At 62.4% G+C, this 18676-nt stretch carries 17 protein-coding genes; 8 read left to right on the plus strand and 9 right to left on the minus strand.

Annotated elements, in window-relative coordinates; all coding sequences use genetic code 11:
* Positions 1-37: 37 nt before the first annotated feature.
* The 4 genes from V4529_00105 to V4529_00120 form a co-directional block, all read right to left on the minus strand.
* Positions 38-1204 (minus strand): hypothetical protein, encoded by a 1167-nt coding sequence (locus V4529_00105; protein ID MES2356728.1) that lies wholly within the window; start codon positions 1202-1204, stop codon positions 38-40.
* Positions 1205-1206: 2 nt separating this feature from the next.
* Positions 1207-2247 carry a phosphate ABC transporter substrate-binding protein PstS gene (gene pstS, locus V4529_00110; GenBank protein ID MES2356729.1) on the minus strand — a complete coding sequence of 347 codons (1041 nt, stop codon included), beginning with the start codon at positions 2245-2247 and terminating at the stop codon, positions 1207-1209.
* A 99-nt stretch (positions 2248-2346) separates the two neighbouring features.
* Entirely contained in the window at positions 2347-4071 is a 1725-nt protein-coding gene (locus V4529_00115) for an ATP-binding protein (GenBank protein ID MES2356730.1), read from the minus strand.
* Positions 4068-4799 (minus strand): response regulator, encoded by a 732-nt coding sequence (locus V4529_00120; GenBank protein ID MES2356731.1) that lies wholly within the window; start codon positions 4797-4799, stop codon positions 4068-4070. The genes V4529_00115 and V4529_00120 overlap by 4 nt, the downstream gene beginning before the upstream one ends.
* A gap of 120 nt (positions 4800-4919) precedes the next feature.
* On the opposite strand from V4529_00120, the gene V4529_00125 reads away from it, so the two are divergent.
* The 4 genes from V4529_00125 to V4529_00140 are packed head-to-tail and all read left to right on the plus strand — an operon-like array spanning position 4920 to position 8726.
* The gene (locus tag V4529_00125; protein MES2356732.1) at positions 4920-6596 is read left to right on the plus strand and encodes a 5'-nucleotidase C-terminal domain-containing protein; all 1677 of its coding nucleotides are present in this window, start codon (positions 4920-4922) and stop codon (positions 6594-6596) included.
* Positions 6593-6835, plus strand: coding sequence for a hypothetical protein (locus tag V4529_00130; GenBank protein ID MES2356733.1), 243 nt, complete (start codon positions 6593-6595; stop codon positions 6833-6835). The genes V4529_00125 and V4529_00130 overlap by 4 nt, the downstream gene beginning before the upstream one ends.
* Before the next feature lie 59 nt (positions 6836-6894).
* The gene (add, locus tag V4529_00135; GenBank protein MES2356734.1) at positions 6895-7905 is read left to right on the plus strand and encodes an adenosine deaminase; all 1011 of its coding nucleotides are present in this window, start codon (positions 6895-6897) and stop codon (positions 7903-7905) included.
* Positions 7902-8726, plus strand: coding sequence for a purine-nucleoside phosphorylase (locus V4529_00140; GenBank protein ID MES2356735.1), 825 nt, complete (start codon positions 7902-7904; stop codon positions 8724-8726). The genes add and V4529_00140 overlap by 4 nt, the downstream gene beginning before the upstream one ends.
* A gap of 45 nt (positions 8727-8771) precedes the next feature.
* On the opposite strand, the gene V4529_00145 is transcribed toward V4529_00140, so the two are convergent.
* Positions 8772-9566, minus strand: a complete 795-nt coding sequence (locus V4529_00145) for a M48 family metallopeptidase (GenBank protein ID MES2356736.1) — start codon at positions 9564-9566, stop codon at positions 8772-8774.
* A gap of 82 nt (positions 9567-9648) precedes the next feature.
* On the opposite strand from V4529_00145, the gene V4529_00150 reads away from it, so the two are divergent.
* From V4529_00150 to V4529_00160, 3 genes are read left to right on the plus strand one after another with little or no spacing between them, the layout of a single operon-like run.
* Positions 9649-10413, plus strand: a complete 765-nt coding sequence (locus V4529_00150) for an RNA methyltransferase (GenBank protein ID MES2356737.1) — start codon at positions 9649-9651, stop codon at positions 10411-10413.
* Positions 10410-11264 (plus strand): prepilin peptidase, encoded by an 855-nt coding sequence (locus V4529_00155; protein ID MES2356738.1) that lies wholly within the window; start codon positions 10410-10412, stop codon positions 11262-11264. Before V4529_00150 ends, V4529_00155 begins: the two co-directional genes overlap by 4 nt.
* Entirely contained in the window at positions 11264-12508 is a 1245-nt protein-coding gene (locus tag V4529_00160; protein MES2356739.1) for a hypothetical protein, read from the plus strand. Before V4529_00155 ends, V4529_00160 begins: the two co-directional genes overlap by 1 nt.
* Positions 12509-12578: 70 nt before the next feature.
* Here V4529_00160 and V4529_00165 read toward each other — a convergent pair whose 3' ends face one another.
* Positions 12579-13235: a hypothetical protein gene (locus V4529_00165; protein ID MES2356740.1), complete on the minus strand. Its 657-nt coding sequence runs from the start codon at positions 13233-13235 to the stop codon at positions 12579-12581.
* Positions 13236-13434: 199 nt separating this feature from the next.
* On the opposite strand from V4529_00165, the gene V4529_00170 reads away from it, so the two are divergent.
* Complete coding sequence (locus tag V4529_00170; GenBank protein MES2356741.1) at positions 13435-14745, plus strand: DUF445 domain-containing protein; 1311 nt, start codon at positions 13435-13437, stop codon at positions 14743-14745.
* A 35-nt stretch (positions 14746-14780) separates the two neighbouring features.
* Here V4529_00170 and lon read toward each other — a convergent pair whose 3' ends face one another.
* The 3 genes from lon to V4529_00185 all read right to left on the minus strand — a co-directional run bounded on the left by lon (position 14781) and on the right by V4529_00185 (position 18572).
* On the minus strand, positions 14781-17246 hold the full coding sequence (gene lon / locus V4529_00175; GenBank protein MES2356742.1) for an endopeptidase La: 2466 nt from the start codon (positions 17244-17246) through the stop codon (positions 14781-14783).
* 432 nt (positions 17247-17678) lie between these two features.
* Positions 17679-18137, minus strand: a complete 459-nt coding sequence (locus V4529_00180; protein ID MES2356743.1) for an RES family NAD+ phosphorylase — start codon at positions 18135-18137, stop codon at positions 17679-17681.
* 3 nt (positions 18138-18140) lie between these two features.
* Entirely contained in the window at positions 18141-18572 is a 432-nt protein-coding gene (locus tag V4529_00185) for an antitoxin Xre/MbcA/ParS toxin-binding domain-containing protein (protein ID MES2356744.1), read from the minus strand.
* Positions 18573-18676: the final 104 nt, after the last annotated feature.

Here is an 18676-nt window from a genome sequence, read left to right on the forward strand (position 1 = left end):
AAGGAGCGTAAGGAACGGCGCGTCATGACGTTAGTCGTCAGAAATTCGCAACCCAGTGCATGTAGTAAGTCTTTGTAGGCGCGACCGGCGCGCCATTGGCTGGTGTCGCTTCCTGGTAGTCGAGTGATATCGAAGTCTTGGATGTCAGATCCCAGCTCAGTCCGCCGATGAACGTGTTGATTTTCGGACTGGTCGAGGTGTTTGGAGTCACCTGGTCGTATCTCAGCACGATGCCGAGCGGGATCGTCGACTTCGAGTCGAGCATCCTGAATGGCTTGGCGACGACGTAGCCCGCGACGAGACGTCCGGTGCTATCGGCGATCCCGGCGGGCGAGGCAACCGTGTTCGCACCCGTATCCATTCCGTCCTGCCGTTGCGCGTAGTCGACACCGAGCACCAGACGCGGATCGCGAATTCCGACGAAGGCGCCGTAGCGGTTGCGTTCCAGTCCGGTACCGATCGGACCGAGCTGACCACTCCCGCCATTCACGAACTTGCTGGCGAGATCGCCGCGATACACCCATCCGTCGATCGCGAGTGTGCGGAGATACGACATGTCGCTGTTGCCGAGAGGTGTGATCGTGAGGCGCGCCTGATAGTCCTTGAACCTGTCAGTCTCGCGCGACGCGTATCCGGATCCGTTGGTCACGGCGAGATATGCTTCGCCCAACTTGTTCGGTAGCGTAACGATTCCGGCGATTCCCGCGTCTGCGGACGAGAAGTAGCCAGCGCGCTCGACCGGAGTCAGCGACAACCAGCGCGGCCAGAAGTTTTCCTCGTGGTCGATGAACATCGTGTGCAGGAGACCGATCCTGCTGATGAATCCCCAGTCTCCGCTCTTCTTCGGCTTGAGAAAATCGTACTGCAGGTACGCGTACTTGGCGCGCAGTACCCAGCCCTTGTAGTATGAATCGCTGCCGGAGGCGGTCTGCTGGTACAGATCGCCGGTTACGCGGATGCTCGCGCGATCACCGGCCGGCATCTTGAACGTGAGATAGGCGCGCTCGACGTCGAACTTGTTCTGGTTCTTGTTCGCGCCGGCAGCGGCCTGATACTGGTAGTTTCCGAATACGACGCCGGAGAAGTCGATCGGAATTGTTACCTTCGTAACGGTTTTGGTGGTATCGGTCCGGGTCGTGTCCTGGGCCATGAGCGTCGGCGGGAGCAACACGGCGACTGCGAGTAGCGAGGCGGATATCCGCATGTTTACTTGCCCGCTCCGAGCGCGGTGAGACGCGCGTCAAGCCGACGGATCATCGTTGCCGGTAGTGGTGCATAGTCGAGCGATCCTGCAACCGCCTCGCCGTCCGTGTATGCCCAACGCAGGAATTTGGCGAGTGCCTTTCCCTTTGCGGCATCCTTGGGATGCTGGTAAACGAGTATCCATGTGAACGAAGAGATCGGATACGCACCCTTGCCCGGCGCATTCACGATCGAGATGCGGTAATCGGTATTCGCGGGAATCTTTGCCGCCGCTCCAGCAGCGGCTGCGGTAACCGATTGCAGCGTCGGGGCAACCCACTCACCAGCCGCATTTCTGATCAGCGCAACGGGAAGCTTGTTCTGCTTCGCGTACGACAGCTCGACGTAACCGACTGCGCCGGGAAGCTGTTTGATCTGGCCCGTAACGCCTTCGCTGCCCTTGCCGCCCAGTCCCACGGGCCAGTTGAGGCTCTGTCCTCGACCCACCTTGCCCGCCCATGGCGTGCTGACCGTTGCGAGATAGTCGCTGAAGATGAACGTCGTGCCGCTGCCATCGGCGCGGTGTACCACGATCACGTCAGTCGATGGAAGCTTCACACCGGGGTTGAGCGCCGCGACGCGGGAGTCGTTCCACTTGGTGATGCCGCCCATGAAGATATCGGCCAGCACCGGTCCGGTGAGCTTGAGCGGCTGCGTCACGCCCGGAAGATTGTAGGTTACCGCGACACCACCCAGAACCGTCGGGAAGTGCAGGATCGCGCCACCTTTCGCCTTCGCGAGCTGCTCGTCGGTCATCGGCCCGTCGGTTGCGCCGAAATCGACGATCTCGTCGGACAGCTGACGGATGCCACCGCTCGAGCCGATCGACTGGTAGTTGATCTTCACTCCAGTCTTCGCCGCGTACATGGCGGCCCACTTGGAGTAGATCGGGTACGCGAAGCTCGATCCGGCGCCAGTGAGGTTGGTTGCTTGCGCGCACGCTATCGAGATGCATGCGCCTGACATCACCGCAGTCAGTGCCGCAATACGAACAGGTCGAATCACAGGGTACTCCGTGAGAGGGTTTGAACAACGTCTAATAGTCACTCTCGCACATCACGGAATTCACCGCGGTTCCGTAACGGCTATGTCACGGCTGATCCATCATGTCTCGCGCGGCGTCGACACGGCTGCCGGAAAGGAGGCGCTCACCGTTGTCCCCCGTCCGAGCACACTCTCGGCTTGCACCGTTCCTCCGTGCGCCTCCACGAGATGCTTCACGATCGCCAGACCGAGCCCGGTCCCGCCCTTGTCGCGCGAACGGGCCTGGTCGGCGCGGTAGAACCGCTCGAAGATGCGCGGCAGATGCGCGGGCGCAATCCCGACTCCGGAGTCTCTCACGCCGACTACAGTGTATCCGCCTCCGTCGCGATGAGCGAATACCGTGACTGTTCCATGTGATGTATGGCGGACGGCATTCTCCACCAGGTTGGAGATTACCTGACGCAGGGCCGTGCGATCTGCATACACCCAGCGTGCATCGTTCGATACCTGTGCTTCCGTTATGACGTCATTGGCCGCGGCAACTTCGGCGCTGGAGGCGATCGCTTCCGCAGCGACGGCAGCGACGTCCACGTTCACCGGCCGCGGTACCCAACCGCCCGACTCGATGCGCGACAGATCCAGCAGCTCGTCGACGATGCGTTGCATGCGCGCAGTGTTGGATTGTATCAACGATGCGAATCTGATGCGATCACCCTCTTCCACACCGGGCTCGCTGAGCGTTTCGGCGAATCCGCCGATTACGGTGAGAGGCGTGCGCAGCTCGTGCGATACATTTGCGACGAAATCCCGCCGCATCGCTTCCAGTCGCCGCGTCCTGGTAAGGTCCGTAAGGGCGAGTACCGCGCCACCATCCGGTAGCGGGCGTGCCGCCACGGCCACCATCCGTCCCGAGACCTCCATGGGTTCAGCGTCGGACGGTACGCCGTTCAGTGCGCTCTCGAGTGCTGCATGCAGCTCTCGCTCACGTGGTATGTGATCCGCAGAGAATGGTACCTGCTCATGAATGCCGAGCATTCCGCGCGCGGCCGTATTGATGCGTAACACGGAACGGCGAGCGCTGACCGCGAGTACTCCTTCACTGAGCGACTCCACGACCGCCGACACCAGAGCCTCGTCATCCTGCAACGCCTTGAGACGCGCACCCAGCTGCTCCGACAGGCTGTACAGTGCGCGCGCCAGATCGCCAACCTCGCCCGGAGCCGACAGCGATGGCCGGCGCGACAGGTCGCCGTCGGCGATTGCGCGTGCGACATCGCGCAGTTCCACTACGGGACGCGACACCGTTCGGGCGAAAACGATTGCGAGCAACAGCGCGATGGCCGCAGCAGCCGCACCGGCAAATGCTACATCGCCCAGCGCAGTGTTGAATATGGTGTCGAACGACGCAGTGCTCTGTGAGACGCGTGCTGCACCGAGCTGCGCAGGTACCGCGACGTACACCTCGTCGTCTCCTTCCGACGGACTGAGCCGGCGCGATGTGCCGACCCGGCCCGCGAAGGCGGCGATCACCTCCGGTCTTCCAGAGTGGTTCTGCAACCCCGCGACACCCGCCGAGTCGAACTGCGAATCTCCGAGCACGACTCCATCGCGACGGATCAACGTGACTCGATGGCCCAGCGTTCTTCCAGCATCGTGAGCCAGATCGGGTGCGTTGACGCCGGGTGTCCATTGCGACGCCACGAACTGAGCCTCGCGCGCGAGCTCATCGGTACGCTCCGCAGTGAGACGCCGGTGCAGCTGCCCATCCATGATGAACGCGACCGTCAACGTCAGCGCGATGATTATTGCGAGTGACGAAAGCAGTATGCGATTGGCGAGTCTCACAAGCTCCTCGGCGGCGCCGCATTGATTCGATAGCCAAAACCGCGTACGGTTTCGATCATGTCACCGGAGGCGCCGAGCTTGGTGCGAAGTCGCTGTACGTGCATGTCGACGGTGCGTGTCTGTATGTCTGGAGCAGCCTCCCACACTGTTTCCAGCAGCAACGTGCGCGCAAGCACGCGGCCACGACGCTCCGCCAGTGTCAGCAGGAGCTTGTATTCGGTGGGAGTGAGATCGATCAGATCGCCATCGACTCGCACCTCGTGAGCAGCGCGGTCGATCCGCACGGCTCCCACCCTGACGACGTCGTTCTGTACCGTGGCTGGTGCACGAAGCCGCCTGAGGATCGCGCCAACGCGGAGCGTGAGTTCCTGCGGTGAGAATGGCTTGGTGAGATAATCGTCGGCACCGAGGACCAGGCCGCGCACCCGATCGGGTTCGTCGCGTCGCGCGGTAAGCATCAGAACCGCGATGTTCGCAGTGGCCGGATCCGCGCGCAGTTTCTCGATGACCTCGAATCCCGACATCCCGGGAAGCATGAGGTCGAGCACCATGAGCGCAGGCGACTCGGCGCCGGCCTTCGCCAGTGCCTCCGGTCCCGTGCTGGCTGTCGAGACACCATAGCCCGCTCGGGCGAGATGGTAAGCGACAAGAGCGACTATATCCGGTTCGTCATCGACAACCAGTATTCGCTCCGTAACTGCGCCGTTGTCGTCGTTTCCAGACATCATGATCGTCACGAAAGTTCGCTTCCCGGAGGCATCGATGGGAGCGTGGATCTGTCACGAAGGTGTATCAACCCCGGCTGACCTGCGGTTTCGGGCCATCGCCGTCCCCGATAACTTATCCTGATGTTCGGACCTGCCTGTCGAGGCTTGCTGCTTTGCGCTGCCAGCGCACTACTGGCGCCAGTCGCCCTGCTGGGCGGCCGGCCGGCTGATACCGGCTGCCGCGCCGGTGCCGAGGTTAGTCTGCGCATTGCCGCGACAACGGATGTCCATGGGCACATTCGCGGCTGGGACTACTACGAGAACCGGGCAGATCCACAGAGGGGACTCGCCCGGGCCGCGACCATAGTCGATTCCGTACGGGGCGCCAACCGGAGCAGGGTCATCCTCGTCGACGCCGGAGACATGCTCCAGGGCACGCCGCTCGCATATGTCGCTGCAAGGATGTCGACGACGGGGCACAATCCAATCGTCGCGGCAATGAATTCGATGCGCTACGACGCCGCGGCTATCGGGAATCATGAGTTCAACTACGGAGTTCCGTATCTCGACAGCGCGGTTGCTCATGCACGGTTTCCGATGCTTGCGGCGAACGTGAGTCGCGCGGGGCAGCCGCACGCGTACAGATCGTTCACCATCGTTGAGCGGGCGGGCGTGCGAGTCGGAATCGTGGGTGCGACGACGCCGGGATCCAATCTGTGGGATTCGAGCAACCTCGCAAGAGCGAAGATGCACGTCGGCGATATTGTGCCGGCGATTCGCGCTGCAATTGCGGAAGCGCGCAAGGCGGGCGCGGACGTCATCGTCGTCGTGCTGCATTCCGGACTCGACGAGCCGTCCAGCTACGACACCGTGAGCACCGGTGTAGCGAGCGAGAACGTCGCTGCACGCGTTGCCGCTGAAATACCGGGAATTGCCGCAGTGGTCTACGGACACTCGCACCGTGAGAATCCCGGTCGGATGATCAGAAACACGCTCGTGATTCAACCCAGGAACTGGGCCACGAGCGTCGCGGTGGTGACTCTGCCGATGACGTGCAGCGCGGGTCGCACGTGGACGAGCGCTCCCGCAACTGGCGCTGTGATTCAGAGCAAGGATCATCCCGAGGACGCACGCGTCGTCGCCGCGGTACGACAGGCGCATCGGGCAACTGTGCGGTATGTGAACTCCGCGATTGGCTCGACGCCGGACGCGTGGCGCGCTGATTCCGCCCGGATAGTCTCGACCGGCATCACGGGCTTCATTCTGGATGTGGAGCGCCGCGCCACCAACGCCGACATCGCGTCCACCGCTGCGTTCGACCTTCACTCGAGGCTCGGCCCGGGACGCATCACGGTCGCGCAGCTGGCGCAGTTGTATCCATACGACAACACACTCCGCGCCATCCGCATAAGCGGTGCACAGTTGAAACAGTACATCGAGTTCAGCAGTCGCTACTACCGGACCGACGCAACCCGGTCCCTGGTTGTCGACACGTCCGTCGCTGGTTACAACTTCGACGTCGTCAGTGGCGTGAATTACGCGATCGACGTCAGTCGCCCGATCGGCGAGCGCGTCACGGTGCTCACTTTCCGTGGGAATCCAGTTGCTGCGACCGACTCGTTCACCCTTGCATTGAGCAATTATCGCCAGACCGGCGGCGGAGGCTACTCGATGCTTCGGGGTGCGCCAGTCGTCTATGACAGACAGCAGGACATCCGTCAACTGCTCATCGATGAAGTGCGACGCAAGCACACGCTTCATGAGTCAGATTACAACGAACACAACTGGTCATTCGTGAAACCCGGAACGACACATTGACTTCTCCCTTCCTTATCTTCGTGGACGGCACACCTGTCTCCGCCATCCCAGGCCAGACCACGCTCGACGCCATTACCGCATGGAATCCGGAGGTGGCAGGATTGCTCGGAAATACGCGCAATCTTGCCGATAGCCGCGGCCTTCCCGCCGATCCCGGCTTGCCCGCGTACGCTGGTGCAATCTTTCGGGTCGTAAGCGGTCGGCAGTCCGGTGTGCCGGATGAGGTCGCGCCAGAGTGACGGGGGTAGACCGCAACCAGCATTTCGCGGACACAGTCACAGCAGACGACCTGCGTCGCATGCCCAAAGCCGAGCTCCACTGCCACCTGGACGGCTCGCTTCGGCCCGGGACGATGCTGGATCTCGCGCGTGATCACGGTATCACACTTCCCAGAGATGACGCTGCAGCGTTGCGCAGATACATGTGCGCCGACAATGTCACCGACCTGGGCGACTACCTTCATCGCTTCGATACCACGATCTCGATTCTCCAGACTGCGCCGGCACTGGAGCGCGTTGCATACGAACTGGTGGAAGATGCAAGCAAGGATGGTCTGCGCTACATCGAGATACGGAACGCACCGCATCTGAACATTGGCGCCGGCCTCACGGTCGATGAAGTAATCGAAGCGACTCTGCGCGGGCTGCGACGCGGTGAGCGCGATTTCGGAACCATCGCGCGTTTCATCACCTGTTCTCTGCGTCACTGGGATCCCGCTCGCTCGCTCGAAGCCGCGCAGGCTGCTGTGCGGCACATGAGATCCGGCGTCGTTGGTTTCGATCTCGCCGGCGCTGAAGCGGAGTTCTCCGCGGCCGATCATGCTGCGGCATTTGCCTATGCACGCAGGCACTTTCTCCAGGTAACGTGCCACGCGGGTGAGGCTGCCGGTCCGGCCTCGATCGAGAGTGCGCTCTTCGACTGCAATGTGTCGCGTCTGGGACACGGCGTACGCGCAGGTGAAGACCCTGCGTTGCTGGACTATATCAGGGATCGGGGCATCACACTCGAGATGTGTCCCACGAGCAACGAGCAGACGCACGCGGTTCCGAGCTACAGGCAGCATCCGATCAAGCGCTATCTCGATTCCGGAGTGCGAGTCACGATCAACACCGACAGCCGTCTGATAAGCGACGTCACGCTCAGCGACGAATACGCCAGAGCGGTGAACGAGCTTGGCATGACGATCGCCGATCTCTGCCGCTGCGTCCTCAACGCGTGCGAGGCATCATTTCTGCCGTTCGCCGAACGCGCGCAGCTAATTGCGTCGGTGCGGACGGATCTCGCGCGCGACTGGGGATATCAATCGTGAGACCATACGGCGGCGAGGCGGCCCGCGAGGCGGCAACGAGCATCCTGCCACTCATCGGAGACCTTGCCCCAACCGTTGCGATAATACTTGGCTCCGGGCTGGGCGGTCTCGTCGACGATGTTCGCGATCACGTCACGATACCGTATGGAGAGATACCCGGATTGCCTGGGGTGGGCGTGGAAGGACATGCCGGCAAGCTCGTGATCGGCGACATCGAAGGCAGAAAAGTAGCGGTGTTTGCGGGCCGATTTCACGCCTACGAGGGCCATCCGCCACAGCTCACGGCCTTCCCGGTTCGCATCGCTCACGCGCTCGGTGTGCGGACACTATTTGTCTCGAACGCGGCCGGCGGCGTCAACAAGAGCTTCGCCGCGGGCGATCTGATGGTCATCGAAGACCATCTCAACCTCACCTTCACGTCACCACTTACAGGATCTGCGGAGCCGGGTGAGACTCGATTCCCCGACATGTCGAATGCGTATGATCCGGCCCTGCGTGCGCAATTGCATGCTGCAGGATCGCATCTCGGGATGGAGCTGCGCGACGGTGTCTATGCGATGCTGCCGGGCCCCGCGTACGAAACGCCGGCGGAAGTACGGATGCTTCGCACGCTCGGCGCCGATGCGGTGGGCATGTCCACTGTGCCGGAAGTCACGATGGCGCGTACGCTGGGCCTGCGCGTGGCAGGCGTGAGCTGCATCACGAATGCTGCGGCCGGCATCGAGCAGGCTCCGCTGGCTCACGCCGAAGTTCTCGAGACGACCGCACGCGTGGCAGCGCAATTTCAGGCGCTCGTGCGCGCCTTCGTGCATACGCTCTGACTTCGCGCGGGCGCACAGCGCCCGCGCTGTCATGCACGACCGTCGCTACTTGGAGATCGGCGCGGCTGGCAGCGCGGCCAGGCGGTCCTTGAAGGTGTGAAAGTTCTTCGAGTCCTTGGTGAGCGACGCCAGTTGCTGCGGCGTGAGCGTATTGATCAGCTTCTGGACGTCTGCGATGCGATCTTCTTCGAGTGGATGCGTCGCGAACCATGCGTCAACCGTGCCCGGGCTCCTCTGCCGTTCATCGATCAACGTCTGGAACATCGTCACCAGTCCTTCCGGTGATATTCCGGCCCGGACCACGTTCCTGAATCCTTCCTCGTCCGCCTCTGCCTCGTCGCCGCGGCTGAATTTCGCGAACAGCGCAGTCGCGCCGACGTTTATCGCCGTTCCCGTCGCCTGGTTGTTGCAGACACCGGTTAGCACGCACGCGAGCGTGATGCCGATGTTCGCGCCCTGCTCCTGTTGCATCTGCTTCACCGTGTGACGCTTCACCACGTGTCCGATCTCGTGGCCCACCACACCCGCCAGTTCATCCATGGTCCTGGCGCGCTCGATCAGGCCACGGTTCACGTACACGTATCCGCCCGGCACGGCGAACGCATTGACCTCCGAGCTGTTGACGACAAAGAAATGCCAGTCGAGATCGCGGCGACTCGTCACGTGCGCGATAGAATCGCCCAGCACGTTGATGTAGCGCACTATCTCGGGATCATTTATGAGCGGCAGTTGCTGCGCTATCTGCGCGGAATACTGCTGGCCCATCTGGACTTCCTGCTGTTGACTGACGGCACACCCGCACAGCGTGACGGCCGCGATCAAAGTCACTATTCGTTTCATTCAGGATCTCACTGTAGATTTCCGCTGCCACTGGCAAAAGCTATTCCATGCATACACACCAACAACCCCCAAGCCCGCACTCGTGAAGTCGCTCACCGTCGCCCGCGATCTGCAACGCCGGCGCGCGCGTGAGCGCACGAGCCTGTTCACCGCCGAAGGCGTTCGTTGCGTGGAGGAATTGCTGGCGTCTCCGCTGCGCATCCGTTCTGCACTCGTTGCCCCTGGCCTCCGCGAAACCGATCGCGGCGCCGCGCTCGAAGCAGCCCTGCGCTCGGCGGCCGCCAGTCACGGATTCGACGTCGACGAAACGACTGACGCCGAGTTGGCTGCTGCGTCGGGTACAGATACACCACAGGGCGTCATCGTGATCGCCGAACAGCCCGAACGCTCGTTCGAAAACATCGAAAGGCCCCATTTGATCCTCGTTCTGGACGGAATCCAGGATCCTGGCAATGTCGGGACGATTCTCCGGACCGCTCAGGCCTTCGGCGTCTCCGCAACGATTGCATTGCCCGGAACGGTGGACCTTTTCAATCCGAAAGTCGTGCGCTCCGCGATGGGGGCGCTCTTCTCGCACGTCGCCTTTCACGCAACGGTAAGCGGTACATTGGAGTTTCTCAGGGACAGGGCGATCCCGATCTGGGCCACGAGCGTCACCGGCGAGCCGGTCCATGCGCCGGGTGGCGACAGTGATGTTGCAATCGTCGTTGGAAACGAAGGAAGCGGAGTGTCGAGCGAACTCGTCGACGCTGCGAGTCGCACCGTCGCGATCCCGATTCGCGCCGTGGAATCACTCAACGTTGCAGTCGCGACAGGGATTCTCCTCTATGCCGTTACAAGAGTATGAGTGACGTGCTGCTCGGCGCGGTCTTCGCGTTTCTGATCGGCGCGTGCATCGGCTCGTTTCTCAATGTCTGCATTGCGCGCTGGCCAGCCGGAATGTCGATAGTAACGCCGCCGTCGCGCTGCCCGGCTTGCGAGCGTCCGATTCGCGCCTACGAGAACGTGCCCATCTTCGGGTGGATCGCGTTGCGTGGGCGCTGCGCTGGTTGCAAGTCGGCGATATCTGCGCAGTACCCACTGGTCGAGCTGCTCGTCGCACTCGTCTGGCTCGGCGCCGTCCTCCTGTTCGGTCCGACGCTGCTCGCACTGCGCGTCGCCGTGTTCGTGACACTCATGACCGGCATCGCGATCACCGATGCGAAGCACTATGTAATCCCTGACGGCTTCACGATCTTCGGCCTGATATGGCTGCTCGTCACCGCGTTCGCTGCCGTGTTCATGCACTCACAATCAGCCTTTGCAACGCCCTATGATGCAATGATGGGTGCACTCGCCGGCGCTGGTGCGATCGCGATCGCGGGCTGGCTTGGCGAGGCTGCGCTCAAGCGCGAGGCGATGGGATTCGGCGACGTCACTCTGATGGCGGTCGTCGGTGCGGCGCTCGGTCCGCAACGCGCACTGCTCACGATCTTCATCGGAGCGGCAATGGGCGTGGTCGTCTTTGTCGGGGTTGTGCTTCCGGTTACGCGCTTGCGTCCGCGTTCGGATAACACCGCCGCCACGGGCGACGGCACGGAAGTCGCGACGCTTCCGCTGGTGCCGTTTGGCGTATTTCTCGCGCCTGCCGCCATTGTCTCGCTCTTCTATGGCAATGCGCTGATCCAGTGGTACTTCACTCATTTCATCGGTCAATGATGCAGCGCATTTCTGACAATGTCCGGCGTGTGGTGCGGACGGTAGCAGTGTCACTCCTCGTCATTGCGAGTGCGTCGTGCCGCAGCCGTCCCGAGAGTGCGGGCGGGCCTTATGGCGACATCGTCGCGCAGGCGGTTCCCGCCGTCGAGAAAGCGGTCGGTCTCCAGTTCAAGACGCCGCCCAGAATCGAAGTGCGCAGCAAGGAGCAGGTGCGCGACTACGTGCTCAAGCAGCTTGCAGATACCGCAACCATGCGAGCGATCGCGGGACAGTCCGCTGCCTACAAGCTGCTCGGCATGATCCCCGACACGCTCGATCTCCCCAAGCTGATGACCCGCCTGCTCGAAGAGCAGATCGTGGGATTTTATGATCCGGAGACGAAGGTGCTTTACATCGTCCAGGGATCACCCAAGGAATCGGCGCAGGTGATCGTGACGCATGAGTTGGTGCACGCGTTGCAGGATCAGTACGTGAATCTCGATTCGATCCAGAAGCTCACGAGCGACAACGATCGTCAATCCGCGCAACAGGCAGTGTTCGAGGGCGAGGCGGTGTACGAGCAGATACACGCGATGCTGGGACCGGGCAACATTGCCGTCGCGATGCCCGGTGGATGGGACCGCGTGCGGCAGACCATTCGCGACAATCAGGCGGCGATGCCGGTCTACGCCAGCGCGCCGATGGTGATTCAGGAAGCGCTGGTGTTTCCATATCTGAGTGGTGCGGAATTCGTGAGGAACTTCCGCGCACGCGAGCCTGGCAAGGTGCCGTTCCGGGACTTGCCCGTATCGACGTCCCAGATCCTGCATCAGAACGAATTCTTCGACAAGCGCGTGGCACCAACTCCGGTCTCGTTCGCCCCCGTTTCAGTTGTCGTTCCGACCTACAGCAACAATCTCGGCGAGTTCGAGACTCGACTGTATCTCTATCAGTATCTGAACGACGTGGATGAAGCCGCGCGCGGTGCATCAGGTTGGAACGGTGACCGCTACGTCACCTGGAACACACCGAGCGGGCCGGCCATCGCGTGGGCGACCGTGTGGCTGACGCCAGCACGCGCCGCGGACTTCTATGAGTTGATGCAACAAGTCGCCACCGCGAGAGAGCCTGCGAAGCACGGACGGGCAGAAAAGGTCACCACAGGCATGGTCGACGGCCGACCGGTAGTGCTACTGGTCGATACACCGGCCGGAATCGCGCCTCCGATCAGCGTGCGAGACGTGCGTTTAGGGAAGGCTCGGTAGCTCGCACGCGCCGCGAATGTGGAAAACCATGCGTTTGTGATCCCGCGCCGACATCGCGTGGTGCGAGCTTTTACTTCTCCGCGCGACTCTCCGGCTCGGACGAGGGTGTCCGATTTGTGTCCACATTGTGTTGCACGTCTGCAACAATTCTCTCCGCGAGTGCATCTTCATACGTCCGCGCGAGATCGATGACGTCGATGTCGGCAATCCGATATTTGCCGATGATGTCGGCCAGCTGCTGAGCATCCAGCCCGCGCAGTTCCTGCCGCAGTGTGTACTCGCCGGAATGCCTGTAAACCGCAAACGGGTCCAGCACCGGCTCGTCGCTTACGGTCTGGGTTGCCTCGAGGACCGGCTCACCCTCAGCATCGTCGCCAACGTCCGGAAGCCGCGCGCTTGCGTCGGCGTGCTGCGCTTCGTGAGGGGCCAGTGCCCTGGCGAGTGCGTCTCTCAACTGATCTCTCGTAATGCCAGCGGCCCAGAAACGAAGGTCGCCTCGAGATAGTTGTTCGGTCTCGCGCGGCGTACGCACGGGGTCGCCGCCAATTCGCGGCTGAAACTCGATCCAAGCTTCCCACAGTCCTGTCGGAAGTCGATTTCCCCGAACTTCCGCGGTAAACATCCTGCCGTCTGCGCTCAGCTGAGGTTCGTCGAATTGAACCAGTACGTCCGACATGGCATCGAGGGCGGCGACGAGTCGCCGGTACCGTTGTAGTACCGGAAGCATCGTCGATTTTCCCGCGGCGTAATGCAAGCAGCTGGCCATGCGTGATCGCGACGATCTGTCATTCTGCCGACAGGAAGTCCAGGCCGCCCAGCGGACCGGAAACATCTGCTTTCGAGAGAATCGTATCCAGGATCCAATAATTGTGATGCCCCGCGGCCCCCGAATCGACTGGGTGCCACGTTAACATTCAGCGGTGACGATGCACGACTCGCCAACGATCCGAGAACCGGAGCCCCGACTGATCATCGCAGCGCCGCCGATCGCCGATGAAGCGCTCAAACGCGACCGTCTGGTCCGCATGAAGCGTTTCGCCCTGCTGCTGCTCCTTGCCTCGGGCATCGTTTTCGTCATCGCTCTCATAATGGAGCGGCATTACGGGTGGATCTGGCTCGGCTACGTACGAGCAGCCGCCGAGGCGTCCGTCGTCGGTGGCGTGGCGGACTGGTTTGCCGTGACGGCCCTGTTTCGGCATCCGCTCGGTATTCCAATTCCGCACACCGCCATCGTACCGGCACGCAAGGATCGGATCGGGCGCGCGCTCGGAAATTTCGTCCAGCAGAATTTTCTGGACAGGGAAGTGGTCGCGCGCAAGCTCGCCGCCCTCCGGCTGGGCGACCGCACGGCGCAGTGGCTGTCGGAGCCTGCGAACGCGCGCACCGTAACGCGCGCCACCGCGCACGCGCTCACTTCTGCTGCTAACGTCCTGCGCGATGAGGATGTGCAGTCCTTTCTGGAGCGTACCGCCGGCGACCGTCTGCGTAGCGTTCAGGTTGCACCGTTACTCGGTCGCGCCTTGCGGTTGCTCACGGCGGATGGCCGCCATCAGGAGCTGCTGGATGAAGCGCTTCGCCTCGCTGCACGTGCGACTGAAGCGAACGACACGCTCATTCGCGAGAAGGTCCAGGAGCAGACGCCCTGGTGGATACCCACCATCGTGGACAGGCGCATCTCGGATCGCGTGGTGAGTGGAATTGGCCGAACGTTGGCGGAGGTAAGCGCCGATCCGGATCATCCGCTGCGGCTCAAGTTCGACCACGCAGTCCGCAATTTCATCGAGCGTCTGCAGTCGTCGCCCGAAACCATCGCGCGGGCGGAAGCGTTGAAGGAGGAGCTGCTCGCGGATGCAGCGACGCGCGAATTCATCGGCACCGTCTGGTCCGACGTCAAGCGCAAACTCAGGGATTACGCGCTGCTCACGGAAGACGCGGAGTTTTCTGGTGGCAAGTTGGAGGGAGCGATTGCGTCGCTTGCCCATAACGCGCTGGAAGATCCCGTGCTGTCGGAGAAACTGAATAACTGGATCGATCAGGCTGTGCTCGCGGCTGTCGACGTGTCACGCGCGGAGATCGCGCAGCTCATCTCCGGAACGGTGAGCGCGTGGGACCCGCAGGAAACATCACGGCGCATCGAGCTTCAGATCGGGCGGGATCTTCAGTTCGTGCGAATCAATGGCACCATCGTGGGTGGAATGGTCGGCCTGCTGCTGTATGCTCTCACGCGCGCACTGTAGCGGCGCGCGTGAGAGTGAACGCATGATCGGCGCAGTTACGCACGCACTTCGGCGTCCGCCATGGCGGGGGGGGGAGCGAAGTCCGCGAGTTGCGTCGGCGCATCCGGCTCTGTAGCGGCATCGACCAGCGGCGGCTCCCGCTGCGGTAGCAGCGCAACGCGCAGAACGTCATCCATGTCCGCAGCGAAGGTGAATTTCATTGCCTGCCGCACCTCGTCGGGAATTTCGCGCAGATCCTTCTCGTTCGAGGCGGGCATCATCACCTCTCTCAGGCCGGCGCGATACGCGGCCAGCACTTTCTCCTTCACGCCACCGATCTCGAGCACCTTGCCGCGCAGCGTTACCTCGCCTGTCATCGCGAGATCGCGTCGCACGGGACGCCGGCTCAGCACGCTCGCGATCGCGAGTGTCACAGCCGCGCCCGCACTCGGACCGTCCTTCGGAATCGCGCCGGCGGGGAAGTGGATGTGAACGTCGGTCTCCTTGAAATCATCGGCCGGGATACCCAGCTCCTTGCCGCGCGCGCGGACGTACGAATACGCCGCGTCCACCGATTCGCGCATCACGTCGCCGAGCTGACCCGTGACGATGAGTCGTCCGGTGCCGGGCATGCGCAGCGCTTCGATCTGCATCAGGTCGCCCCCGGTCGCCGTCCACGCCAGCCCGGTCACCGCTCCGATCTCGGGCTCCATCTCGGCTTCTTCCACGTTGTAGCGCGGGACGCCGAGTACTTCGTTCACCATCGGGATGTCGACTATCCACGCGCCTTCCTCGCCCTCCGCCTTGCGCCTCGCGCGCTTTCGCATGATCGCGGCAAGATTGCGCTCGAAATTGCGCAAACCTGCTTCGCGCGAATAACGATTGGCGATGAAAGCGAGTGTCTCATCAGTGAACTGGATGTCCTTGTCGCTGATACCGTGGTCCTCCAGCAGACGCGGCAGCAGATAGCGCCACGCGATCTCGACCTTTTCCTCGACAGTGTAGCCGGAGATGCGAATTATCTCCATTCTGTCGCGCAATGCGGGCGGAATGTCGAAGAGATTGTTCGCGGTGCATATGAACAGGATCGACGAAAGGTCGAACGGCAGATTGAGGTAGTGATCGACGAAAGTCTTGTTCTGCGATGGATCGAGCACTTCGAGCATCGCTGCAGTCGGATCACCAGAGGGCCCGCCCTGCGTCATCTTGTCGATCTCGTCGATCATCATCACCGGGTCGCGCACAGCGACGCGTCGGAGCGCCTGGATGATGAGTCCCGGCATCGCGCCAACGTACGTGCGGCGGTGTCCGCGAATCTCGGCCTCGTCGCGCACACCGCCGACCGAGATGCGATAGAATTGTCGCCCGATCGAGGTGGCGATCGCTTCGCCGAGTGAGGTCTTGCCCGTGCCCGGCGGCCCGACGAAGCAGAGAATGGGACCGTGCTGCTCGCCGCCGCGCAGCTTGCGCACTGCGAGATATTCGATGATGCGTTCCTTGGCGTCGCTCAATCCGTAATGTCGCGAGTCCAGCGCCTCTTCCACGGCCTTGAGCTCGATCTGATCTGCGCCGGTGCGCGCGTGCCACGGCAGCGACAGAATCCAGTCGAGATACGTGCGAATCACCTGGTACTCGCTCGACGCCGGCGACAGCATGCGCAACCGTTCGGTCTCGCGTTTCGCTTCCGCCAGTGCGCGCTCCGGGAGATTCGCCTCTTCCACGCGACGCAGCAGCTGCACCGAATCCTTTTCGCCGGGATCCGCCTCACCGAGTTCCGCCTGGATCGCGCGCAACTGTTGGCGAAGATAGAACTCGCGCTGATGTTGCTCGATCTTGATTTCCGTCTGTCGCTTGACGTCCTCGACGACGCGCGCGCGCGCGACCTCGCGCTCGAGCCGCGTAAGGATGAAGCGAAGCCGCTGACCGATGTCGAGGCGCTGGAGAACCTCGTCCTTGTCCGCAATGCGGAAGTTCATGTTCGTCGCGGCGAGATCGGCGAAGCGCCCAGGATCGGAGATGTTCATCTTCAGAATCGCGGGAACCTCGTCCGGGATCCTGTCGATCAGCTCGGCAAGTGTTTCGGACGCGGATGCAACGCGCGTCACGAGGTCATCGACTTCGAGAGCATCCGGCGCAACCTCGCGCGCCGGCTTGATGTTCGCTTCGGGATAAGGCTCCGTCTGAACGATGTCGCCGATCACGATCCGGCGCAGCCCCTGCATCGTGATCTGCACCGTGTCACCCGGGAGATTGATGCGCTCGTGAATGCGTGCGGCGACGCCAACCCTGCCGACGAAGCGCGCAAGGTCGGCGTCCTGATCGTGATCGCCGGTCGCCACCACGAGTGCCACGATCAGTCCCGGTTCCTCGTGCGCCTTGAGCAGTGCCAGATTCTCCGGCGCGCCCATCTGCACCGCGATGGTGCCGAGTGGATAGACGATGGTGGATCGGAGTGCCATCAGCGGAAGCGTCGGCGGCAGTTCCGAACGGAGGATCTCTTCCTTGCGTTGTGGCTTGGGCATGTATGAGAATCTAGGTCGCTAGACCGGCATAGTTAAGCGCCAGGGACGCGGATATGTCCCCGCCTTTCGTTGCACCCGCGAAAGCGGGAACCCTCTTGACCGTCATACGCGCGAAATCGGAGATCCATCCAACCGTCATCCCCGCGGAAGCGGGGATCCATTTTTGACCATGCCATGGCGGTTTGCAACGGTCCCGTATCGATCGGGTCTCGCTTGCATCCAGAGAGACAGGTGCGGATGCATCCGCACCCCACATTCGCATGGCATCTTTGCCGGTGGCACCGGGACAACGCGCCGAAGATTGCAGGGGAAATCTTCTCCCAGCCGAACGCGCACGCTTCGCGTAATCTCGCGCGCGTACGAATCTCGTTCCAGCTCAATCCCCTCTGGCGGGTTTGGTCCTATGTATCACGCGGATCGATAATCCTGCAATCATTCCCGCACCAATCTGAGGTCGAACCGGAACGGAAGCATGCGTACCACTGTGATTGCACCTGCATCTTGGTGGCGCGGATTTATCAACACATTGGTTTCTCCCGGCACGATTGCGGACGGCACCAGCAGGGCGACAGTGTCGCCACGCGCGAGCCAGGCGTCGCCCAACGCACGCGACGCGGGGTGCGATGGCTTGTCCTGCCATTCCGGCGGAAGCACGTCATTCGGAATGGTCGTTGTGCGCAAGTTGTCGGGGATCTCCATCTCGTAACTCATGAGATCTGGTGGCACTGTGTCCGGCTCAACATGTACCAGCACCTCCAGCACTGCAAGCGACAGCCGCTCGGATGCATACACGACGGGATTGCCGGGGGAATTCCATCGTCCGCCGCGCCGGCGCGCGCCCTCGCCCGCGAGGGGCGGCCATACCGGCCGCGCAATGCGCCAGACGCGCACTCGCTATTCGTACACGCCGTCGTCGATGCGGACGAGGACACTCTCGACGATCAGTGCCCCCTCGCCCGTCATCAGGAGATCGAGCGGCGCTCGCCTGTCGAGCGCCCTGTTCGGCCCACGCAGCCACGTCGCTGCCCGCTCCGGGGATCCGAACGTCTCCTCGGCGCGCGCGGCGATGCGCGCCACGCGTGCAAGCCGATCGGATTCGTCGAGCGACAGCCGCTGGCGATGCTTGCGGCGGTATGCAAGGGTCCGGCGGGGCAGGACGATGCGATCGGCTTCGTCCGCGGTCAGTCGTCCTGCTCGAATCACACTCTCGAGTGCGCTGACGGGCAACCCGCGCTCCACGGCGACTAGAAGATCGGCGTCCGTGAAATGCGCCGCCTGTGGTCCCCGCGCCCCGCCCAGCCATGCTGCTATTGCCGCTGCCGTCATTTACGCCCCACGCAGTGATGCCTGAAATATACAGCAAGATTGCCAGACGTGATTCCGATTGGAAGCGTCTGGCACCAGGGGCACCTCTGGCGCTGATCCCGTCG

The organism is Gemmatimonadota bacterium, from assembly GCA_040388625.1.
Classification (GTDB): Bacteria; Gemmatimonadota; Gemmatimonadetes; order Gemmatimonadales; family Gemmatimonadaceae; genus Fen-1247.